The following is a 17,471-nucleotide window of genomic DNA, read 5'->3' on the forward strand; positions in this document are numbered from 1 at the left end:
TCGACAGCCGCACGATCCTGGGCGAGATGGGCGCCGAGCAGCTCTTAGGACAAGGCGACATGCTGTACATGGCCGGCGGCGGGCGGATCACGCGCGTGCACGGGCCGTTCTGCTCGGACGAGGAGGTGGAGAAGGTGGTGGCGCATCTCAAGCGCCAGGGCGAACCGGTCTATCTCGATGCCGTCACGGCCGACGATGAGGTCCCTGAGGAGCTCGAGGTCCTGGAGCTGCCGATCGATGAGGACGATCCCGGTCTCGCATCAGCGGATGTCTACGAGCAGGCCGTGGGCATCGTCCTGCGGCACAGAAAGGCATCGACCTCTTACATCCAGCGGCGGCTGCAGATCGGCTACAACCGGGCGGCGTCCATCATGGAACGCATGGAGAAGGAGGGGGTTGTCGGCCCGGCCAATCATGCCGGCAAGCGGGAGATCCTGCGCGGCGAGTTCGAGGACTTGGACGATTGAGCGGTCTTCTTCCCAGCATGCAGCAAACGGGAGCTTCCCTCTAGGGCTTCAACGTCTCAGAGATGGCGGAGTGCAGGTCATGGAGCCACCTGGCGATGTCAGTCGAATAATGCGCCACTTCCATGACGAGCAGCGCAAGGTCTTCATCCGACGCGACCCGGGCACCCTTCACTCCTGAGAGGACCTTCATGACCTCTTGATCGCGCGTAGGGTCCCGAGGGACTGCGACCCAGCCAATGCTCGCCTTGTTGATGGCGAGCTTGAAACGCTCCCCACTTTGGAAGCGGGCATCGATAAACCACCCGTTCCTACTCGGGCTCAGGTCGACGACGGTGAGTGATGGAGTTCTGACGCTGACCTCGGGCATCGGATGCTTATTGGACACCTCCAGCACTTCCCTCAGCCCCTCGATGAACTGTTCCACGCTCATCGCGGAGCGGGCCAGCGTCTCGATTCCATAGATGACCTGATTGAGGCTGGTGAATGGATAGCCCGGTTCGCCCACCCTGTCGGAACTCCAGTGCAGAAGAGATGTCAGCCTCGCGGCGATTTCCCTGTCATCGGGAGCCACGCTGACGCTCCTGCTGTTCCCGTCTGCTGTCATCGTCACGGTCGTGCCATCCGGGAACATGATCCGGAGCATGAGGAGGTCGCCTTCGATGTCCTTGCTTGTGAGTGCCACCGAATGCCTCCTTTCCCTGGCGGATCCTGACAGCGACGGTATACCCATCAAGCGGAGCCGCAGACAATATGGCCTTCTTGAGACCCAATGTCTGGTTCAGATGCATGCTGGTACGGGCAGGGGACAATGATGTGAAGCTGCCAGGAACCGCTTTCCTCTTGAAAATTTGTCTATTTGTGCCATTGTAGAGCTAGATGTCCACAATTGGACGAGATACATGGTTGCCTTAAGAGCTGAAAGCACGCCGCGCGCTAACAAGGCCGGCCCCGGGCTTCGGACCTTCTTCCGCATTGCCGAGGCGTGGAACCTGACCCCGGCCGAGCAGATGGTTGTTCTTGGGCAGCCGCCTCGATCAACCTTCTACAAATGGCGTGACCGGCCTGACGAGGCCTCTCTATCGAGGGATACCTTCGAGCGCCTGTCCTACATCTTTGGCATCTATCGTGGTCTCCAGATCCTTTTGCCAAGCGAGCGGGCTGCAGACGCTTGGGTGAAAGAGCCGAACGCCGCCCAACCTTTCAATGGCCGCTCGGCGCTTGACGTGATGCTTGGCGGGAATGTTGCCGATCTTCATCTCGTTCGCCGCTACATCGACGCCCAGCGAGGCTAAGGTTGATCTCTCAGTCTGCTGTCCGGTGGCTGCCCTGCTACCGGATCATCCCAAGCCGCTTTCCGCCGATTAATCTGTTCGAGCGGGTCACCGATCCAGCCGATCTCGAAACGGTCCTCGACATCGAGAGCATGACCAACGACCGGTTGCGGGATGAAGTGGGCGCTCTCAACCTTGTCCCTCCGGAAGATCGGATCAGTGGCCCCGGCACCAGCCCGATCATGGCGGCATTCACTCACCTGCCACCTTACGGCAGCCGCTTCACGGATGGCAGCTTTGGCGTGTTCTACGCAGGGCGGACACTCGACACGGCGATTGCCGAAACCAAGCACCACCGGGAGGCATTTTTGCGTGCAACCGGGGAGCCCAGGATCGAACTCGACATGCGGGTGTATGCCGTCGATCTCGATGCGGTGCTGCATGACGCCCGGGGAATGAGGGAAACCATGCCGGGGATCTATGACCCGGACAGCTATGCTGCGTCACAGGCTCTCGCAATTGAAATCCGCAACACCGGCTCCTCTGGCCTTGCATATGACAGCGTACGCAAACCGGGTGGTGAATGCGTGGCCGTCTTCAAGCCGCGGGTTCTGTCGAACTGCCGCCAGGAACGGCACCTGACCTATGTCTGGGATGGCAGTTCGATCAGCACCATTTATGAGAAGCGAGATCTTAGCCTCTAGCCTTTGCCATTATACGGGCAGGGCTACAGTGGCGGTGAGGTCCTCAAGCAACGAAGCTCCAGAATGAGCTTTTGCGGGCATGGTCGGCTTTGAGGCGTCTCAAATAGGCCTCATGAGCCTCGAACCTGCCGAAATCCTCGATCCGATCAGCAAGGCTTTCGCACTCCTCGAGGTGACGAGCGGCATGCTGGTATCGCTTGGTCCGGTTCCGCTCCAAAGCAAAGTCGATCAAGGCCCGGCGGAGAATGGTCGCTGCAAGAGGGTGCTGTGCCTCTAGCGTAGCCGCGGCCGGCGCCAGGATCTCATAGAAATCGCCATTGATTTCGTCTGCGCGGGTGAGCACCAGGTGTGCGGCCTGGTCCAGCGCCGGCCAGCTCACCAGAAACCCCAATGCATGATGCACGCTCGGATGGCTCAGTGCATGCGCGAGGGCGCGCTCCTCAGCCTCCATATCCTCAAAATCGGGCAGGCGCTTGAGATAGGAGCGCAGATGCTCCGGGCTGAGCGAGCGCTCAAATAAGGCCCAGCGGAACGCCTGCGCCTCATCCATATGTCCGAGGGCTTCAAGAACCTCAATCCGGGTCTGCTCCCATTCAACCGGGATCCAGCTAGGTCTGTCCTGGTCGATGGCATTGAGGGCTTCCCACGCTTCCTCCGCGCGGCCCGCAACCAGGAGCCGGTGCGCAATCTCCACAGCAACACTCGGAACGCCTCGGGCCTTCTGACTTTGCTGGACGATGAAGGCGTCCACATCGCCCTGCGCATCCGCAATCGCCTCCAGCGCTATTCGAACAACGCTGCTGCGATGGCGCTCAGCCAGGTCATCGGCGTACAAGGGACCACCCACACCCCAGCCGACGACCTTCCGGTCGTCCGCACGAGGGTTCTGTTGTGGCTCCTGTGACAGCTTGAGGACGAGCAACTTGAGGTGGTCGAGGCCTGTCGTGCCGAGTGCCGGGGCCAGAACCTCAATCAGGCTGTCATATTGACCATACTCGTTCTCGATCAATGCACGGTAGGTCTGCTCAGCGAGCACGTTGGGAGCGGCATTCGCTGTGGTGGCAATCTGCCCCAGATCATGGCAGGCGGTCTGAAAGACGGCCATGACGCTTCCACTGCTGTCGTCACATCGACCGAGGACTGAGTTGGCCATCGCCATGAAGCGCCAGAGGAGATCCAGGGCTTCAGCTGCGTCGGATTTGGCGATCTGACCGATGGCCCGTCTCTGGATCTCGAGATCCGCCACAAGGGCCCTGCGCTGGTGCCAGTCGACGAAGGAGCGGGATCGGGCAATCGCGGTCAGACGCTTGCGGATCTCCTGTGCCATGTCGGCTGGGCTTGCGGCGCCGGCCAGTTCCAGCCGCAGCCGGCGCTGAGCTGCCGCATTGCCCCGGCTGATCTCGATCAACAACTCGGCGAGGCGCTCGGCTCCAAGCGACTCGAGGTTCTTTGGGTTCAGCGTCTTCCGTGAGGCCATGTCGCATCCCGGGTGCATTTCGGGCTCCCATTTATGGAGCAGACGGATCATGATCAATCCATGGTGGATTGATCGTGGGGCAGGGCCCTACAACAAGGGCAATTAATATAGTATAACATTAGTCATAATAGGTATTTTGACGAGCAAGCTATACGGCACGCTATTCCAAGATGTTTGTACTCAGTGCATCGATGGCTCTTTAGGCTGGTCGATCATATTGATAGCGGCCAGAAGGCTCAGTCCCGTGTGGTACCCAGGATCGAGGTCCGGCGTTGCCGGGACGAAATCAAACGGTCCGTTGCTAGTCAAAGTCTGGTAGGCGACGGAACCCCGCCAGTAGTGTGTGAAGAATGCACGGTCCGCTTGCTCCCAAATGCTTAGGATCTCGCTGTTCCCCGTTGCTGCGAAGCACAGGGCGGCAGATCGAATGGTTTCGGGCAGGGACCACCAGGGGTAGTAGGGACTTAGGGGAGCGCCTGTTGCGGCTGAAACCGATAGGCAAAGGCCGGGTCCAACGAAGCCGCGTATGAAGGACGAACTCAGAACAGACTGAAGCCGCTGCACCAAAGCGGGTTCGGCGCTGCCTTGCAGATGGTCCAGCGCGAAACCCACGAACTCGATAGCATGACCGACATTGCAGACATCCGTTCCCGGGACGTTGCGCAACAGACCGCTTTCTGGATCGAAGTGACGTTCGAGAACATGTGCGATGAAGCGATCTGCGAAGGCTGAATGCTCGCTTCGCCCAATGCGGTGAAGGAGGCCCGCCGCACCGAGAAGGATCATCCTCGGCCCGAAATCTTCCGGCTCATTTGAAGCCGCATGGGGCGAGAGGTGACGGCGCTCGTCCATCTGGAACCGCCGGTTTTCAATCGCATCAATCACCTCGGCCAAGTAGGTGAGATGCTGCGGAACATCCGCCGGAGCATAGCGTGCAGCCCCGGCGATAAGGCCTTTAGCAAAGAAAGCATCGGAATAGGTAAACACTCCACCAGCAGCAGACTGCTGGTGGAGTGTGCCGTCGGCACCTACATAGACTGGGTTCAGATCGCGGTCATAGCAGAAGTAGCCGTGTCCATCGCGGCGCTGCAGGTCGCGGAGCGCATGATAGAGTGCGACACCTGCCGCATCGAGTTCTGCAGCAAGATCGGGTTCTTCCCTCTCGAAAAACTCCGCATGCGTCGCAACCGCCTCAAGCCCCCGGCCCTGGATCCAACCATAGAGGTAGGCCGGTCCGCGGACCCCGTCTGCATCTCCATAGTCTGCGAGGTTCAGACTATTGACCTTGGTGTTGAGGAAAGCGCCGGCAAGGCGTGGGCGCGCGAGGATCCAACGCAAGGTCGCCGCATTAGCCTGCACGTAGCGGGCACGCGCATCCACCAGCGAGAAGTCGAAGTTGTTCATTCCTTCAGCCCCGTGCTCGCCACGCCCTGTACGAAGTTCCGGCGCAACAGGACGAACAATGTTATACTTGGAATGAGGACCAACGCGGAGGCCGCGCTCAGCCGTCCAAGATCAACCGTGAAGCCGGTCTGAAACAGAGCAAGCCCTACCTCGATCGTGTAGCTGTCTCGGGTCGTTGCTACGATCAAAGGCCAAGCGAAGGCAGTCCATGCCTGAAAGAAGGCCAGGACTCCAAGGGCTCCGAGAGCGCCACGCAGGAGCGGAAGAACAATGCGCAAGAAGATCCAGAGTTCTCCGGCACCATCGATCCTGGCAGCCTCCAGCAATTCGTCTGGGATGGAGTGGATCACATTCTGCCGGATGAGGAAGATACCGAAGCTCATCACCAGGTAGCCTAGCAGCAATCCCCAGGTAGAGTTGAGGATGCCGAGCGCTTTCGCCTGGAAGTAAAGCGGGATCATGTAAACCTCGAACGGCACGATGGCCGTGGCGAGGATGATGGCGAAGAACACATTGAGCACGCGATAGCGAAACTTCCCCAGAATGTAGCCGGTAATCGCCGACGTCGCGAGAATGCAGACGGTGGACAGGACTGAGAACAAGATGCTGTTGCCGATCCAACGCAGCAGTGGAGTGTCGGCCAATACTGCTCTGAAGTTCGCAACGGTTGGATCGTCTGGAATGACTGTCGGAGGCCAAGCCAGCATCTCTTGTGGTGTCTTGAACGCATTGGAGACGAGGAAGACCAAGGGCAGGATCATCAACAGGCAGACGGCCGTCAGTACCACATCGATGGCGATGTTGATCACGCGCTCTTTCGTATGCCGGGACATGCCGCGGCTCGTGGTGTTCTCGAGGAGAGGTCTCATGAGCGGCCTTTCTCCCGAAGCAGCCGGAACTGAATCACAGTTAGGACCAGAACGATCGCCAATAACACCACTGCCTCGGACGCAGCGTAGCCAACGCGGTAGTTTCGAAAGCTGTTCTCAAGCATGTCGAGCACCAGGACGCGCACCTGCCGTCCCGGCGCGCCTTGAGCGTCAGAGGCCAGCACGAAGGCTTGGGCGTAGACGTTGAAGCCTGACACGAGGGTGACGACCGAAACGTATAGCGTGATCGGCTTGAGCAGAGGGACAGAAAGATGCCAGAAGCGCTGAGGGGCCGACGCGCCGTCGAGCTCGGCCGCCTCGTAGAGCGATGTCGGGAGGCTTTTGAAACCGACAAGGTAGATAATGACCGCATAACCAAGAGCCTGCCACGAGCAGAGAACAATGACGCATAACACTGAGAGGACTGGATCGAAGAGCCAGGACTTGGGCGCGATCCAGCGCTGGTCAGCAACGCATTCAGTGGGCCGAGACGGGCGTCGAAGATCCATTTCCACGCCATGGCAGCAGGCACGAGCGACACGACATGCGGAATGAAGATCGCTGCCTCATAAAAACCAGCAAGGCGCGAGCGGGTACGATGATAAATGAGAGCAGCCAGCACCAATGCCAGGGGAATGGTGATGAGCAGGACGCCAAACGCGATGATCGTTGTATTGAGGAGCGCTTCCCTGAACAATGGATCGCCGACGAGTTCCTCGAAGTTCGCAAAGCCGATGAAGGGCTTGTTCTTCGATAGAATGTCCCATTTGTGCAGGCTCAGGCGCAGGGTGTCGCCAATGGGATAGATCCGGACATAGGCGAAGATTGCCAATGTCGGCAGGAGCGCGAGGAGCGCGAACATCCATCTTTTATGCTGCACCGGATCCCTCTTTAGACTCCGTCCGGTGCGTGAGGACGCACCGGACGCAAGGCCCAACGTAGCTGAGGCTACTTCCCAAGAAGACCTTCGCGGCGAAGGATCTGGTTGGTTTCGTCCGCAGCCGATTTGAGAAAGGCCTCGATAGCCGTATCATCTTTGGCGAGGGACGCATTGCGGAAGGCGTTGGTGAGCTGGGCGGCCAAACGCGTCAGCACCTCCTCGATTGGTCCGATCGAGGGCAAAGTAAAGAACTTGTAGTCCTTCGGGTAGTTCACAAAGGCGCCGAATGCCGGAGTTGCGCTGGTCACGCTGGAATAGTCAACTCCGGAGCGGTTCGGCAGCCAACCGATGTTCTTGAGAAGCCACGTCAGGTTCTCGGGCTCGTTGGTGGCTATGACGAAGTCCCAGGCCGCCTTGGTATCCGCACCCTCGGCCTTTACATAGAGATTGGTTGGCAGAGCAATGGAGCCACGGGGCAGCGGAGCGGTTGCATAGGTGAGATTAGGCGCCTTGGAAGCAATATCGCCGATAACCCAGGATTCACGGATGAACATGGCGGTTTGGCCGCGTTCAAACGCCTCTGCATCGGCCGGCATTTCGGGCGTGACCGTTTTAAGCACATGTACGTTCTGCAGGTACTGCTTGAGCGTCGCGCGGCCCGCCTCGTTGGCGTAGTTGGCGCGCCACTTCCCATCGGCCGTTGGCTCAAGGACAGAGCCGCCATACTGAAAAAGATTGATCCAGAATTTCTCAGCAATGCCCTGCCCACCGCCGGTGAGGCGCAGACTCCAGCCGGATACAGTTGGATTGCCGTCTGAACCTCGCTTCGTCAGTTTCTCGGCATATTGGGTGTACTCCTCCATCGTCTTGGGCGGTGCGGTCAGCCCCGCCGCCTTGAACATGTCAGTGTTGTAATAAAGTGCAGCCTGCCCGCGGAACAGGGGCACTCCATAGACCGCACCTTCGTAGCTCGCGTTCGATGTGAAGAACTCGTCGAAATTGGCCTTGTCCTTGACGAAGCTGGCCACCGCGTCAGGCGCCTTGGGCAAGAGGTCATTCTCGAGATAACGGCGAACCGTCGAGCCTTGGAGCTCGATGACGGTCGCACCGGCAACACCGGATGTGAGGCCCAGCGCGATGCGCTTTTCATGTTCGCGGAGAGCGATGGCCTCGACCTTGACGTTGAGGTTCGGATTCTTGGCTTTGAGACCCTGGGCCACGTGCTCATAGAACGGCGCCATTTCTGGATAGCCGCTCCAGACGGTAACAGTCTGGGCTGAGGTGGCAGAAAGCCCGGCTAGCATGGACGCTCCCAAGGCTGAGCCGAGCAGAGCGGCGCGGGCAAAGTGCTGCTTCAGTGAAGTCGTCGTGGCAGATTTCAGCATGTCGATCCCGTTCCTCTGGTTTTGATGGTGTCGAAGCTGGCAGTGGGCAGGTTGTCATGCAACCGGTTGCGGGTCAAGCAGCCAACCTGCGGGCCGGCATCCGCTTACCCCGCTCCGGTCAGACAGTTCCCGCAGTCAAAAGAGCAATCGCCGCGTTGGCCAGAGCTTCGGCCGATCCGGAGGCGAAGGTTGCTGGCTGGCCATAGTAGCGATGTGCCTCGTCGATTTCATATCCACCGAACGCATACTCGGATGCCGGAGGGATGTAGCCGGGATTGTCTTCCGCAAAGCCAATGATGAAACTCGGAGTCCGGGATATGCTCCGGCGAATCTGCAGCGCCGTCTCTGCAAAGATCTCTCCCGGAAAGGCAACGATCGGGACTCCTCCCCAGTTTAACACCGAGACGCGCGCCTCAACTGGTTCGAGAGGGTGCCCTGCCATTTCTGTCGCCCAGGCAATCCAGTGGCTGAGCAGCGCTGCACGGGCAGGATCCGCGGTCTCCCGCTCGCGATACCAACGCTCCGCCAAGGCCTCTGGGGTCCCCGCTTCGCGTCGATCGAAACCAAGGTGCAGGATACGGTTCGCCACCGAGACGTGTTCTTCCAGGGGAATCTCGTTGGCTTGGCAAGCCGCGTCCGCAATCCGCTCACCATAAGCCTGTGCAGACTCGAAGCTGCGATAGGCGCTGGATGCGAGGCTGATGGAAGCGTGTGCCGAGTGACCCGTATTCGCGTCTCCCGCGCATCCGGTGAGAAACAATGCCATGGCACCTGGATTGGCGGCCTCAAGGCGCTCGCGCGCATAGTGCGGGTAATCGGCCGTCCACAGCCGGTTGTCGGCGCCGAGCACCACCGGGTGGCAGGCATAGGATGCAATGACCGCCATCGGATCACCAACCGCGTCTCGGACGTGCAGAACCGGCAAGGCAGTATCGACCAAGCCGTCGGCATGCCGGCGATTTCTGGCCACTCCGGGATCTGCGCCCCATCCCGCCACCATATGGGCGGGACGCGCGCAGGACACTGCCTTGTCGATTGCGTGGACACATGCAGTCTCCAGCCGCTCGAGATAGGCCGTGTCGACCCGCTGACTTAGGCGGCCCATCATGGAGACAGGGCCACCATGCGTATGCAGCGCCGCCACGACCACGTTGTCGGCGGGCAACACGCACCGTTCGCGAATGCGACGCACCATGTCGCCATGAAAGCCGATCACGTCGGCTACCACGAGGGCGGTGTTCTCCACTGCGACGGCGCGAACGGTCAGAGGATCATGCGCGCCGAGCGCAGTTCCACTGCGGGCCGCGAACCCGGAGAGGGCGAGTCCTGCGGGCGGCGTAATGTCCACCAGGGCCGTTCCGGCGCTGATCATCGCGAGAACACCTTTTCGCCTCGCAGCCAGACGGCCGAGACCGCGAGGCAGCGTTGTCGCTCCTGCCAAGAGAACTGCATTAGATCGGCCGGAGCACCAACGGCGAGACGGCCCCGGTTGCCGATGATACGACCAGGATTCTCCGTCGCGAGCCTCAGGCTTTCGCTGAGAGCCAGCCCAGCCATGTAAGCGGCTATGGCGACATTGGCGCAGAGCGGCAGCCCAGCGCCGGCGAGATATGGTGTGCCGGCGACACCAACACGCCCATCAGCTTTGACCTCGACAGTGCCGCCAACAGGCTGCTCGTAAAGGCCAGGCGGCATGCCAGCGAGTGCGACCGCGTCCGAAACCAGGATGGCTTTCTCAAGACCCTTTGCGCGAACCATTGCCTTGAATGTGTCAGCCGGGAGATGATGACCGTCGGCGATGAAGGTTGCCGTCAGCCGATCGTCCGCAAGCTGGCTCCATAAAAAGTTAGGGTGGCGGGGCAGGGTGGCCGCGGCGCCGTTGCCAAGATGTGTGGACAGGCTCGCTCCCGCCGCGGCGGCCTCATGGATCTCCTCAGGCGAGGCGGCCGTGTGGCCGAGAGCAACGTGGACGCCGCGCTGCACGAGAGCCGAGATATAAGTGATCGCTCCGGGCAGCTCAGGGGCCAGCGTCACAAGTCCGACGAGATTTGAACTCGCCGCCTGCCAGCGCTCAAACTCGGCAAGGGAGGGCGCTCTCACATGGGCGGCGGGATGAGCGCCGCGTGGTCCGTCAAGCGCCGAGATCGAGGGGCCCTCGACATGAACGAAAGGAACCATCCTGGCCACAATTGGAAAGCGGCGGCGGGCCTCTGCAATGACTGTCAGCGCATGGATGAGGTCGGCCTCCGGCGCGGTGATCAGGGTCGGCAGAAAGGTCGTGACGCCTACTGCGAGCATATGGTCCGCCAGCGCCCTTACCCGCTCTGGCGTCAGGTGGCCGTCATTCAGATCAAGGCCCGCAAAGCCGTTCACCTGCAGATCGATCAGGCCTGGTGCAATATACTCCTGAACTGTGTCATTCACAGTCCGAATCGAGGCAATGATGCCGTCCTCGGCCGAAATGGCGATCGCCTCACCGGTCGCGGGATTGCGTCCGAGAATATCGCCCGACGAATTCACAGAGCTCTGACCCGATTGTGGAAATTCGCAATGAAGCGCGCATTGGCTTCATCTCCGCCTGGGGCGTTGCCGCTGCGCCACACAGGCGGTTCGATACCGCGCTCGATGAGCTTTGATACGGTGCGAATTACCAAGCAGTTGAGTGCGAAAGCATTGGCAAAGGTTGAAATTGCCGCAATATCCTGGCTCATGCCGGGAACGCGCACGACTGCATCACCAATGGCGACCTTGGTATCCACGGCAATGTCCACCAGGTCGTGCAAGTTCTGACGGGTGGGATGCCGGGCTGGATGCTCGGGTGAGGTGTTGCTGGCGTGCTCGCGGGAACTGATGCCAATGAGAAACACGCCGCGCGCCTTGGCTTCCATGGCGGCATCGATGAGAGCCGCGTTGATCCCATAAGCGTTGACCAAAATGAGAAGATCACCTTGGCCGAGCCGCTGGTTCGCAATCACAATCTTGCCGTAGCCGGGCGTGCGCTCGATCGCCATGGAGCGCGAAGCCCCATTCGAGAGTAGTGTTCCTTCGTCAAGAATGGCGCTGACATGCATCAGGCCTCCCGCGCGGAAGAACACTTCCTGCGCAGCGAGGTTCGAATGTCCACCCGGGCCGAAGATATAAATCAGGCGATCAGCTGTAATCTGATCCGCGAGACGAGCGGCGGCCATGTCTGTCGCGGTGCGCTCCTCCGTCAAGATGCGCTGCATCAGGTCCGTTGTGGACCCGAGATAGGCGGCACAGAGGGCATCGGCATCGATGAGTTCACCGTTCAGCATCGGGGTCGGACTCCGCATCAAGATAGAGCGTGCAGTGGGCCTGCTGACGCAGGATACTGGCCGGGCAGCTAGTCGCTACGGGCTCATAGAGGCTCCGACGAACGGCATCCCGCTTTGCGGATCCCGGGACGATGCAGAACAGGCGATCAGCTTGCAAGAGGCGCGGTATCGTTAGCGTCAATGCTTGTTCAGGAACTTCATCGTAACGCGCGAAGCATTGATCATCGACCTGCTGCTGGCGGCAGGTATCATCAAGAGCGACAATCTTGACGTCGAGCGGGTCATGGAAGTCGGCGACGGGAGGGTCATTGAAAGCAATATGGCCGTTTACGCCGATGCCGAGGCAGACGATGTCGATGGGTGCCTCGGCGAGGCGAGCCGCGTAAGCCTCGGCCGCCGCAGCAGGATCCGGTTCGGGGACGATGTGATGCACCGCCGCGAAAGGGAGATGAGCAAAGAGGGCCTCGTCAAGCCAACGCGCGAAACGCTGTGGCGCATCGGCTGCAAGACCGATGTATTCATCCATGTGAAAGGCCGTTACTCGGTCCCAATCAATCTCCGGCTCCTCCCGAAGGCGGCGGAGGGCTTCAGCTTGGCTCGGTGCGGCGGCAAAAACCATTCTCACTTCCGATTGGCGGCTTAGCCGCTCTCGGAGTTCGGTCGCAATCGCGCTGGCGCTGGCGGCTCCCATCTCTGCCCGCGTGCGGTAGCTTTCGATACGAAGCCGGCCAACGGTGCGATGGCTCGCTGGGGCAGGGGACTGGGTATGAGTATCCGTCACGGTAGCCTCTTGAATGCGGCGTGCCAGTTTATGAGGTGGGCTCTTGTACTCTGACACTGGCAATGGCATGAACTAAAGCCTGCAACCGGTTGCATGTCAATGGGCTGATCTGGGCAACCACCTCCTTAGGGCAGATGTAGGGATTGTGCTCAAAGAAGACGGCCGGTACTGGCAGTTGGTGATAGAGGGGCCATGGTGAGTGAGCAAAAGCAGAAGCTGACCATCAAACAGGTCGCGGAGGTAGCGGGCGTTGCTCGCTCCAGCGTCTCGCGTGCTTTTACTCGCCCAGAGATGCTCAGTCCTGGAACGGTCAGGCGCGTCCTAGATGCTGCCGAAAAGCTTGGCTATGTGCCCAACCAGACGGCCCGCGCCCTGAGTACAGGGCGCCATGGGAATGTTGCGCTGATTGTTCCTGACATTGCCAATCCATTCTTCCCGCCTCTGATCCGGGCGGCCCAAATGGAGGCTGATCGGTCGGATTTTTGTGTGTTTCTCGGCAATTCGGATGAAGACCCAAAGCAGGAGGACAAACTCGTGGGCCGCTTCGTAGGCCAAGTTGAGGGGCTCATCCTCGCCTCATCGCGCTTGTCAGACGAACGCATCCGAGCCCATGCTGCTCAGCGGCCCTTAGTTCTGATCAATCGGGATGTCGATGGTATTCCTCGTGTTCTGATCGATAGCGGCTCTGGCGTGCGCGAGGCGGTGGCCCATCTGGCGGAACTCGGCCATCAGCATATCGTCTATGTCGCGGGACCGGCAACATCATGGTCGAACAAGCAACGCCGGCTCGCCGCGCGTAAATCGGCTGAGCGCCTAGGACTGAAAGTCGATATAGTAGCCGCCATCGTACCAAGCTACGATGCTGGGCGTGAGGCTGTAGCGGCGATCATGGCTACAGGAGCTACGGCTGCGATTGCATTCGATGATCTAACCGCGCAGGGAATTCTCGCCGGACTGGCGGATCGAAAGATCAGTGTCCCTGGCCAGTTCGGCGTTGTCGGGTGTGACGATGTACTCGGCGCTGCCACTTATCCGTCTTTGACAACAGTTTCGAACCGGTCCGTGGAGGCTGGAAAGGCAGCGCTGTCCCTCCTCCTCGAGTTGCTACAAAGCCAATCTCTCCGTGACATTCGCTATGTGCTGGACACTCACTTGGTCGTCCGTAACACGACCGTCGGCCACAAAGAGTGAGGGAAAGGCTCTGCTACTCGACAGGTGCGAGGGAGACGCGGATGAAACGTAGTAACATTTCGCATAACAGGGGTTTTGACAAGAAGTCTGTAACCGCTGCTGTGGCAGGGTCCTCCCAACCAAGAGGATTGCATGCGCACCAACAAAAGGTTTGCCCAGCTCTGGCTCGATGCTCTGGCGACGGAACTCGGGGCCTCGGCCGGTACCATCGACACCTACACCGACGATCTGAACTGCTACCTTATCTGGCTGGATGAGAACAGCCTCGCCCTAGACGAGGTTGGCTTGGAGCAGATCCGGGACTACATCGCGGCGCTCGATGAGCGCGGCTACGCCAGCTCGACCATCGCCCGGCGCATCACGGTGGCGCGCGGCTTGCACAAGTTCCTCATCGCGGAGGACCTGGGCTCCCGCGATCCCACATCCCATCTGTCGACCATGCGTCGGCCCAGAAAGCTGCCCTTCGTCCTGTCCGTTGCTGAGACGGAAGCTCTCCTAGAGACCGCCCATACGCTCGCCGCCGATCCCTCCGTGGGGCTGTATCGTCAGGCCGGCTATGCCCGGCGGGCTGCCCTGTTCGAAACGCTCTATGCCTCAGGCATGCGCATCAGCGAGGCCCTGTCGCTGCCGTCTGATGTGGCGCCTCCCGGCACCCGCATGCTACTGGTGCGTGGAAAGGGCGACAAGCAGCGGCTCGTGCCCCTGCACGACCGGGCTATTGAGGCCATTGCCCAATGGCAGAAGCTGGCCCGCGCATACTCTGGAGGCAAGCCGACACAGTGGTTGTTCCACTCGGTGCGCAATGGCACGAAGGCCCTGACGCGTCAGGCCGCCTTGCTGGAGATCAAGGAAGCTGCCGTGGCCGCAGGGCTGGCGAGCCCGGAGCGGGTCTCACCGCATGTTCTGCGGCATGCCTTTGCCACCCACATGCACTCGGGCGGCACTGATCTGCGCGTGCTGCAGGAGTTGCTCGGCCATGCCGGCATCGAGACCACCCAGATCTACACCCACCTGGATACCTCCCGCCTGCACCAGATGGTCCGTGATCTCCATCCGCTCAATGAGGAGGAACGGGACGAGCGCACAACTGCCGCTTGAACAGCTGAATCGCAACAGGCGTGTGGCTCCAGAAGACGCGCTTGATCGGCAGCTTGTGGCCAAACATTGAACTCAAAGCGCTGCTGTCACTGGCTTGGGAAATCTCAACCGAGGCGCCTGCGGTCTAAGAGCAAGAAAGGCCATCCATAGGCAATAGGCAGCGGCTCTATGCGGTCAACGCGGCCCAAACGAAAATGCCCTGACAGAGATAGCCGTGCGGAGCACACTGTCAGGGCAAACTGTATGATGCCGGTTGCAACACCACGCTGCAATAGTACTCTAAATGTACCGAAGGTTCAACACGCGCTGCGGACAGGTACGGAACGGTTTGTCGAAAGGCTGAGCATCGGACCTTCTACCAAGGCGCACGCAACGTATTCCAGCGTCTTCAGAACAATACCGGTGCAGCTGTAACGGGCCTGTGTGGATCCGCACAGCACCCATCGTTTCGACCATTCCTGCTCACGGGGCATAAGTCAGTACTCGTTTCAGACTCTGTCGATGCCGACGAGTTGTCTCCTGCGCACGACATAGGTTTGTTTGATTTAGCCCGCAGCCGTGATCATGATCTCGACCAGAGTGTCTTCACCAAGATCGGCGACGCCCACAGTGGCCCGCGCAGGGAAGCTCTCCGGCGAAAGCCATCGCTTCCAGGCCGCGTCCATCTCGGCTTTTCGGTTGAGATCCGTCAGGAAGATGGTTGCAGACAGCAGACGGGTTTTGTCCGTGCCAGCCGTCCTGAGATACTCGTCGAACTTGGCAAGGATCTGTTCCGTCTGCCCCTCGAGTCCTGCCGACATATCGTCGGCAACCGTCCCGCCGACGAATACAAGTCCGTTGTGGACGACGACGCGATGCATGATGGGTGTTTGAATATGCCGCTCAGTCACTTGGATTTCCTTGGTTAGTGGGTCTTCGAATGATGCGTGTCAGCGAGGTCGGCCAGAACCGCGACTTTGGCGGCCTCCGACTGCGGCAGTGAAGCCAGTTCGCGCAGCCTCAGTGGCTTGATCGGGAACCGCAGCCGGTAATAGCCGACCTTGTCAGGGCTCACGCCCCGTTCGTCCGCAATCAGTTCTGTGACTGTCAGTCCACAGAGCCGGCCCTGGCACTGCCCCATGCCGGACCGCAGGAACACCTTCATCTGGTTCGGGCCCATCGCGCCTGCTTTCACCGACGCCCGGACCTGGGCAGCGGAGGTTTCTTCGCAGCGGCAGACAATGGTCTCAGGATTCTGCGGTACCCGGAACGTCTTGGAAGGCCGGTAGACGGTATCAAGAAACTCGCGGCCTTGTGTAACTTTGGTGAGCTGCATCTTGAGCGAGGACGCACGCCGCTCGCGATCCTCTCCGCCGATCAAGCCAAGCCGGACCGCGCACCCGAGCCCTGCCAGCGAGCCCTGGAGGGCCGCCGCTTCAGCACCTTGAATCCCTGCTCCATCACCCGCGATCGCAATTCCGGAAACGGAGGTTTCATACCACTTATCGACCTGTGGTCGGAAAGCGAGCTGCGTTTCATCCCACACATGCTTGCAGCCGGCCGCATTCGAGAAATTGACATTCGGCACGACACCCTGGTGAAGCAGGAGCAGGTCCGCAGGCATGCGATGCTCCCGCCCGCCGGCCGTCCACACGATCTCCTTCAGCTCTCCTGTGCCTTCGGCAGACAAGGCCGAGACCCACCGAACTACCTTCGTGCGGCGCAGCACCGTTCGCAGGATCCGTGATCCTTTGACGACATAGGGCGAGGTCAGGAAGGTCGGCAGGTAGCGCAATGCCTTCAGCCAATGGCTTCGCGGAGTGGTGTCGAGAACCGCTGCGACCGTTGCGCCAGCTTCGATCAACTGAGCAGCCAGGAGATACAGAAGCGGCCCGGTCCCGGCGATAACCACCCTCCCCTCCGGAATAAGGCCAGATGTCTTCAGCGCGATCTGGGCGGCGCCCGCCGTCATGACACCGGGCAACGTCCATCCTGGAATCGGACAGGGCCGTTCAAGGGCACCCGTCGCAAGCACAACCTGCCTCGCTCGGATCAGGCGCGCCGCCCCACCTGCTGAAACTCCGACTTCGTGGCCGATGAACCGGCCTCCTTCATCATTTACTGGCCCGATGCTCCACGCCGTCGTCGCTGGAGCGTACTGAGCTCCCGAGCGAAGGAATGTCTCGGCAATCTCCCGTCCCTTCCAGTAGTCCTCTCCCAGACGCTGACGATCTGCCGTCTGCGCCAGGAGAATGGACCGGTAGATCTGGCCACCGGGCGTCTGGTTCTCGTCGACGAGAAGCGTTTGCGCTCCAAGGGTCGATACCGTCGTTGCCGCGGACAGTCCGGCAGGCCCAGCACCGATGACGATGACGTCATAAGTCTCGGCAAGGTCCTTGACCGTATGGACCGCTTCGCCTCCCGTGGTGGATGTCATGGTGCCGGCTCCGCTGACAGGGCATGCGCACCTTTCTGGGTTTCGACCGTCATTCCTTCTCGCACCGGGACAAGGCATCCCTGCCGATTGCCCACGCCATCGATTCTGACCAGACATTCGAAGCACACGCCCATCATGCAATAGGGGCCTCGCGGTGCGCCTGAAACGGGCGTTGTGCGGCAGGCGCGGATCCCTGCCGCAAGGAGTGCGGCAGCGACGCTGTCCCCTGCTG

17 protein-coding genes and 1 pseudogene are annotated in these 17,471 nt (G+C 60.3%); 5 read left to right on the forward strand and 13 right to left on the reverse strand.

Annotated elements, in window-relative coordinates; translation table 11 throughout:
* A partial coding sequence (locus tag NF876_RS40285) for a DNA translocase FtsK (RefSeq protein ID WP_315975125.1) occupies positions 1–467 on the forward strand: 467 nt, incomplete at its 5' end.
* Positions 468–507: 40 nt separating this feature from the next.
* On the opposite strand, the gene NF876_RS40290 is transcribed toward NF876_RS40285, so the two are convergent.
* Positions 508–1,197, reverse strand: a complete 690-nt coding sequence (locus NF876_RS40290; RefSeq protein WP_262273373.1) for a hypothetical protein — start codon at positions 1,195–1,197, stop codon at positions 508–510.
* A 169-nt stretch (positions 1,198–1,366) separates the two neighbouring features.
* Between NF876_RS40290 and NF876_RS40295 the strand changes: the two genes are divergently transcribed.
* Both NF876_RS40295 and NF876_RS40300 read left to right on the forward strand, forming a co-directional pair.
* Entirely contained in the window at positions 1,367–1,759 is a 393-nt protein-coding gene (locus tag NF876_RS40295; protein WP_210806168.1) for an MbcA/ParS/Xre antitoxin family protein, read from the forward strand.
* A gap of 131 nt (positions 1,760–1,890) precedes the next feature.
* Positions 1,891–2,442, forward strand: coding sequence for an RES family NAD+ phosphorylase (locus NF876_RS40300; protein WP_262266276.1), 552 nt, complete (start codon positions 1,891–1,893; stop codon positions 2,440–2,442).
* 43 nt (positions 2,443–2,485) lie between these two features.
* On the opposite strand, the gene NF876_RS40305 is transcribed toward NF876_RS40300, so the two are convergent.
* The 9 genes and pseudogenes from NF876_RS40305 to NF876_RS40350 form a co-directional block, all read right to left on the reverse strand.
* Positions 2,486–3,919 carry a DUF6880 family protein gene (locus NF876_RS40305; protein WP_210806165.1) on the reverse strand — a complete coding sequence of 478 codons (1,434 nt, stop codon included), beginning with the start codon at positions 3,917–3,919 and terminating at the stop codon, positions 2,486–2,488.
* 180 nt (positions 3,920–4,099) lie between these two features.
* On the reverse strand, positions 4,100–5,323 hold the full coding sequence (locus tag NF876_RS40310) for an AGE family epimerase/isomerase (protein WP_210806163.1): 1,224 nt from the start codon (positions 5,321–5,323) through the stop codon (positions 4,100–4,102).
* Positions 5,320–6,156 (reverse strand): carbohydrate ABC transporter permease, encoded by an 837-nt coding sequence (locus NF876_RS40315; protein ID WP_210806178.1) that lies wholly within the window; start codon positions 6,154–6,156, stop codon positions 5,320–5,322. Before NF876_RS40315 ends, NF876_RS40310 begins: the two co-directional genes overlap by 4 nt.
* A gap of 32 nt (positions 6,157–6,188) precedes the next feature.
* Positions 6,189–7,054, reverse strand: a pseudogene (locus NF876_RS43285) (carbohydrate ABC transporter permease).
* A gap of 86 nt (positions 7,055–7,140) precedes the next feature.
* Positions 7,141–8,457, reverse strand: a complete 1,317-nt coding sequence (locus NF876_RS40330; RefSeq protein ID WP_210806161.1) for an extracellular solute-binding protein — start codon at positions 8,455–8,457, stop codon at positions 7,141–7,143.
* Positions 8,458–8,575: 118 nt separating this feature from the next.
* Positions 8,576–9,829, reverse strand: a complete 1,254-nt coding sequence (locus NF876_RS40335) for a neutral/alkaline non-lysosomal ceramidase N-terminal domain-containing protein (RefSeq protein WP_210806159.1) — start codon at positions 9,827–9,829, stop codon at positions 8,576–8,578.
* Entirely contained in the window at positions 9,826–10,977 is a 1,152-nt protein-coding gene (locus NF876_RS40340) for an N-acetylglucosamine-6-phosphate deacetylase (protein ID WP_210806157.1), read from the reverse strand. Before NF876_RS40340 ends, NF876_RS40335 begins: the two co-directional genes overlap by 4 nt.
* Positions 10,974–11,753, reverse strand: a complete 780-nt coding sequence (locus NF876_RS40345; RefSeq protein WP_210806155.1) for a sugar isomerase domain-containing protein — start codon at positions 11,751–11,753, stop codon at positions 10,974–10,976. Before NF876_RS40345 ends, NF876_RS40340 begins: the two co-directional genes overlap by 4 nt.
* On the reverse strand, positions 11,740–12,444 hold the full coding sequence (locus tag NF876_RS40350; RefSeq protein WP_210806174.1) for a 6-phosphogluconolactonase: 705 nt from the start codon (positions 12,442–12,444) through the stop codon (positions 11,740–11,742). Before NF876_RS40350 ends, NF876_RS40345 begins: the two co-directional genes overlap by 14 nt.
* A 282-nt stretch (positions 12,445–12,726) precedes the next feature.
* Here NF876_RS40350 and NF876_RS40355 point away from each other — a divergent pair, with 282 nt between their 5' ends.
* Both NF876_RS40355 and NF876_RS40360 read left to right on the forward strand, forming a co-directional pair.
* On the forward strand, positions 12,727–13,725 hold the full coding sequence (locus tag NF876_RS40355; protein ID WP_210806153.1) for a LacI family DNA-binding transcriptional regulator: 999 nt from the start codon (positions 12,727–12,729) through the stop codon (positions 13,723–13,725).
* Positions 13,726–13,857: 132 nt separating this feature from the next.
* The gene (locus tag NF876_RS40360) at positions 13,858–14,823 is read left to right on the forward strand and encodes a tyrosine recombinase (RefSeq protein WP_210806151.1); all 966 of its coding nucleotides are present in this window, start codon (positions 13,858–13,860) and stop codon (positions 14,821–14,823) included.
* A 545-nt stretch (positions 14,824–15,368) separates the two neighbouring features.
* Here NF876_RS40360 and NF876_RS40365 read toward each other — a convergent pair.
* The 3 genes from NF876_RS40365 to NF876_RS40375 form a co-directional block, all read right to left on the reverse strand.
* Positions 15,369–15,713 carry a RidA family protein gene (locus tag NF876_RS40365; RefSeq protein ID WP_262266279.1) on the reverse strand — a complete coding sequence of 115 codons (345 nt, stop codon included), beginning with the start codon at positions 15,711–15,713 and terminating at the stop codon, positions 15,369–15,371.
* Positions 15,714–15,727: 14 nt separating this feature from the next.
* The gene (locus tag NF876_RS40370; protein ID WP_210806149.1) at positions 15,728–17,239 is read right to left on the reverse strand and encodes an FAD/NAD(P)-dependent oxidoreductase; all 1,512 of its coding nucleotides are present in this window, start codon (positions 17,237–17,239) and stop codon (positions 15,728–15,730) included.
* The coding region (locus NF876_RS40375; RefSeq protein ID WP_262273374.1) for a (2Fe-2S)-binding protein at positions 17,236–17,471 on the reverse strand (236 nt) is incomplete at its 5' end. The genes NF876_RS40375 and NF876_RS40370, both read right to left, overlap by 4 nt.

This window comes from Microvirga yunnanensis, assembly GCF_025460875.1.

Excerpts from the sequence above, each read along its gene's own strand:
- NF876_RS40290 (WP_262273373.1), bottom strand. The coding sequence starts at position 1,197 with ATGGGTATACCGTCGCTGTCAGGATCCGCCAGGGAAAGGAGGCATTCG.
- NF876_RS40295 (WP_210806168.1), top strand. The coding sequence starts at position 1,367 with ATGGTTGCCTTAAGAGCTGAAAGCACGCCGCGCGCTAACAAGGCCGGC.
- NF876_RS40300 (WP_262266276.1), top strand. The coding sequence starts at position 1,891 with ATGACCAACGACCGGTTGCGGGATGAAGTGGGCGCTCTCAACCTTGTC.
- NF876_RS40305 (WP_210806165.1), bottom strand. The coding sequence starts at position 3,919 with ATGGCCTCACGGAAGACGCTGAACCCAAAGAACCTCGAGTCGCTTGGA.
- NF876_RS40310 (WP_210806163.1), bottom strand. The coding sequence starts at position 5,323 with ATGAACAACTTCGACTTCTCGCTGGTGGATGCGCGTGCCCGCTACGTG.
- NF876_RS40315 (WP_210806178.1), bottom strand. The coding sequence starts at position 6,156 with ATGTCCCGGCATACGAAAGAGCGCGTGATCAACATCGCCATCGATGTG.
- NF876_RS40330 (WP_210806161.1), bottom strand. The coding sequence starts at position 8,457 with ATGCTGAAATCTGCCACGACGACTTCACTGAAGCAGCACTTTGCCCGC.
- NF876_RS40335 (WP_210806159.1), bottom strand. The coding sequence starts at position 9,829 with ATGATCAGCGCCGGAACGGCCCTGGTGGACATTACGCCGCCCGCAGGA.
- NF876_RS40345 (WP_210806155.1), bottom strand. The coding sequence starts at position 11,753 with ATGCTGAACGGTGAACTCATCGATGCCGATGCCCTCTGTGCCGCCTAT.
- NF876_RS40350 (WP_210806174.1), bottom strand. The coding sequence starts at position 12,444 with ATGGGAGCCGCCAGCGCCAGCGCGATTGCGACCGAACTCCGAGAGCGG.
- NF876_RS40355 (WP_210806153.1), top strand. The coding sequence starts at position 12,727 with ATGGTGAGTGAGCAAAAGCAGAAGCTGACCATCAAACAGGTCGCGGAG.
- NF876_RS40360 (WP_210806151.1), top strand. The coding sequence starts at position 13,858 with ATGCGCACCAACAAAAGGTTTGCCCAGCTCTGGCTCGATGCTCTGGCG.
- NF876_RS40370 (WP_210806149.1), bottom strand. The coding sequence starts at position 17,239 with ATGACATCCACCACGGGAGGCGAAGCGGTCCATACGGTCAAGGACCTT.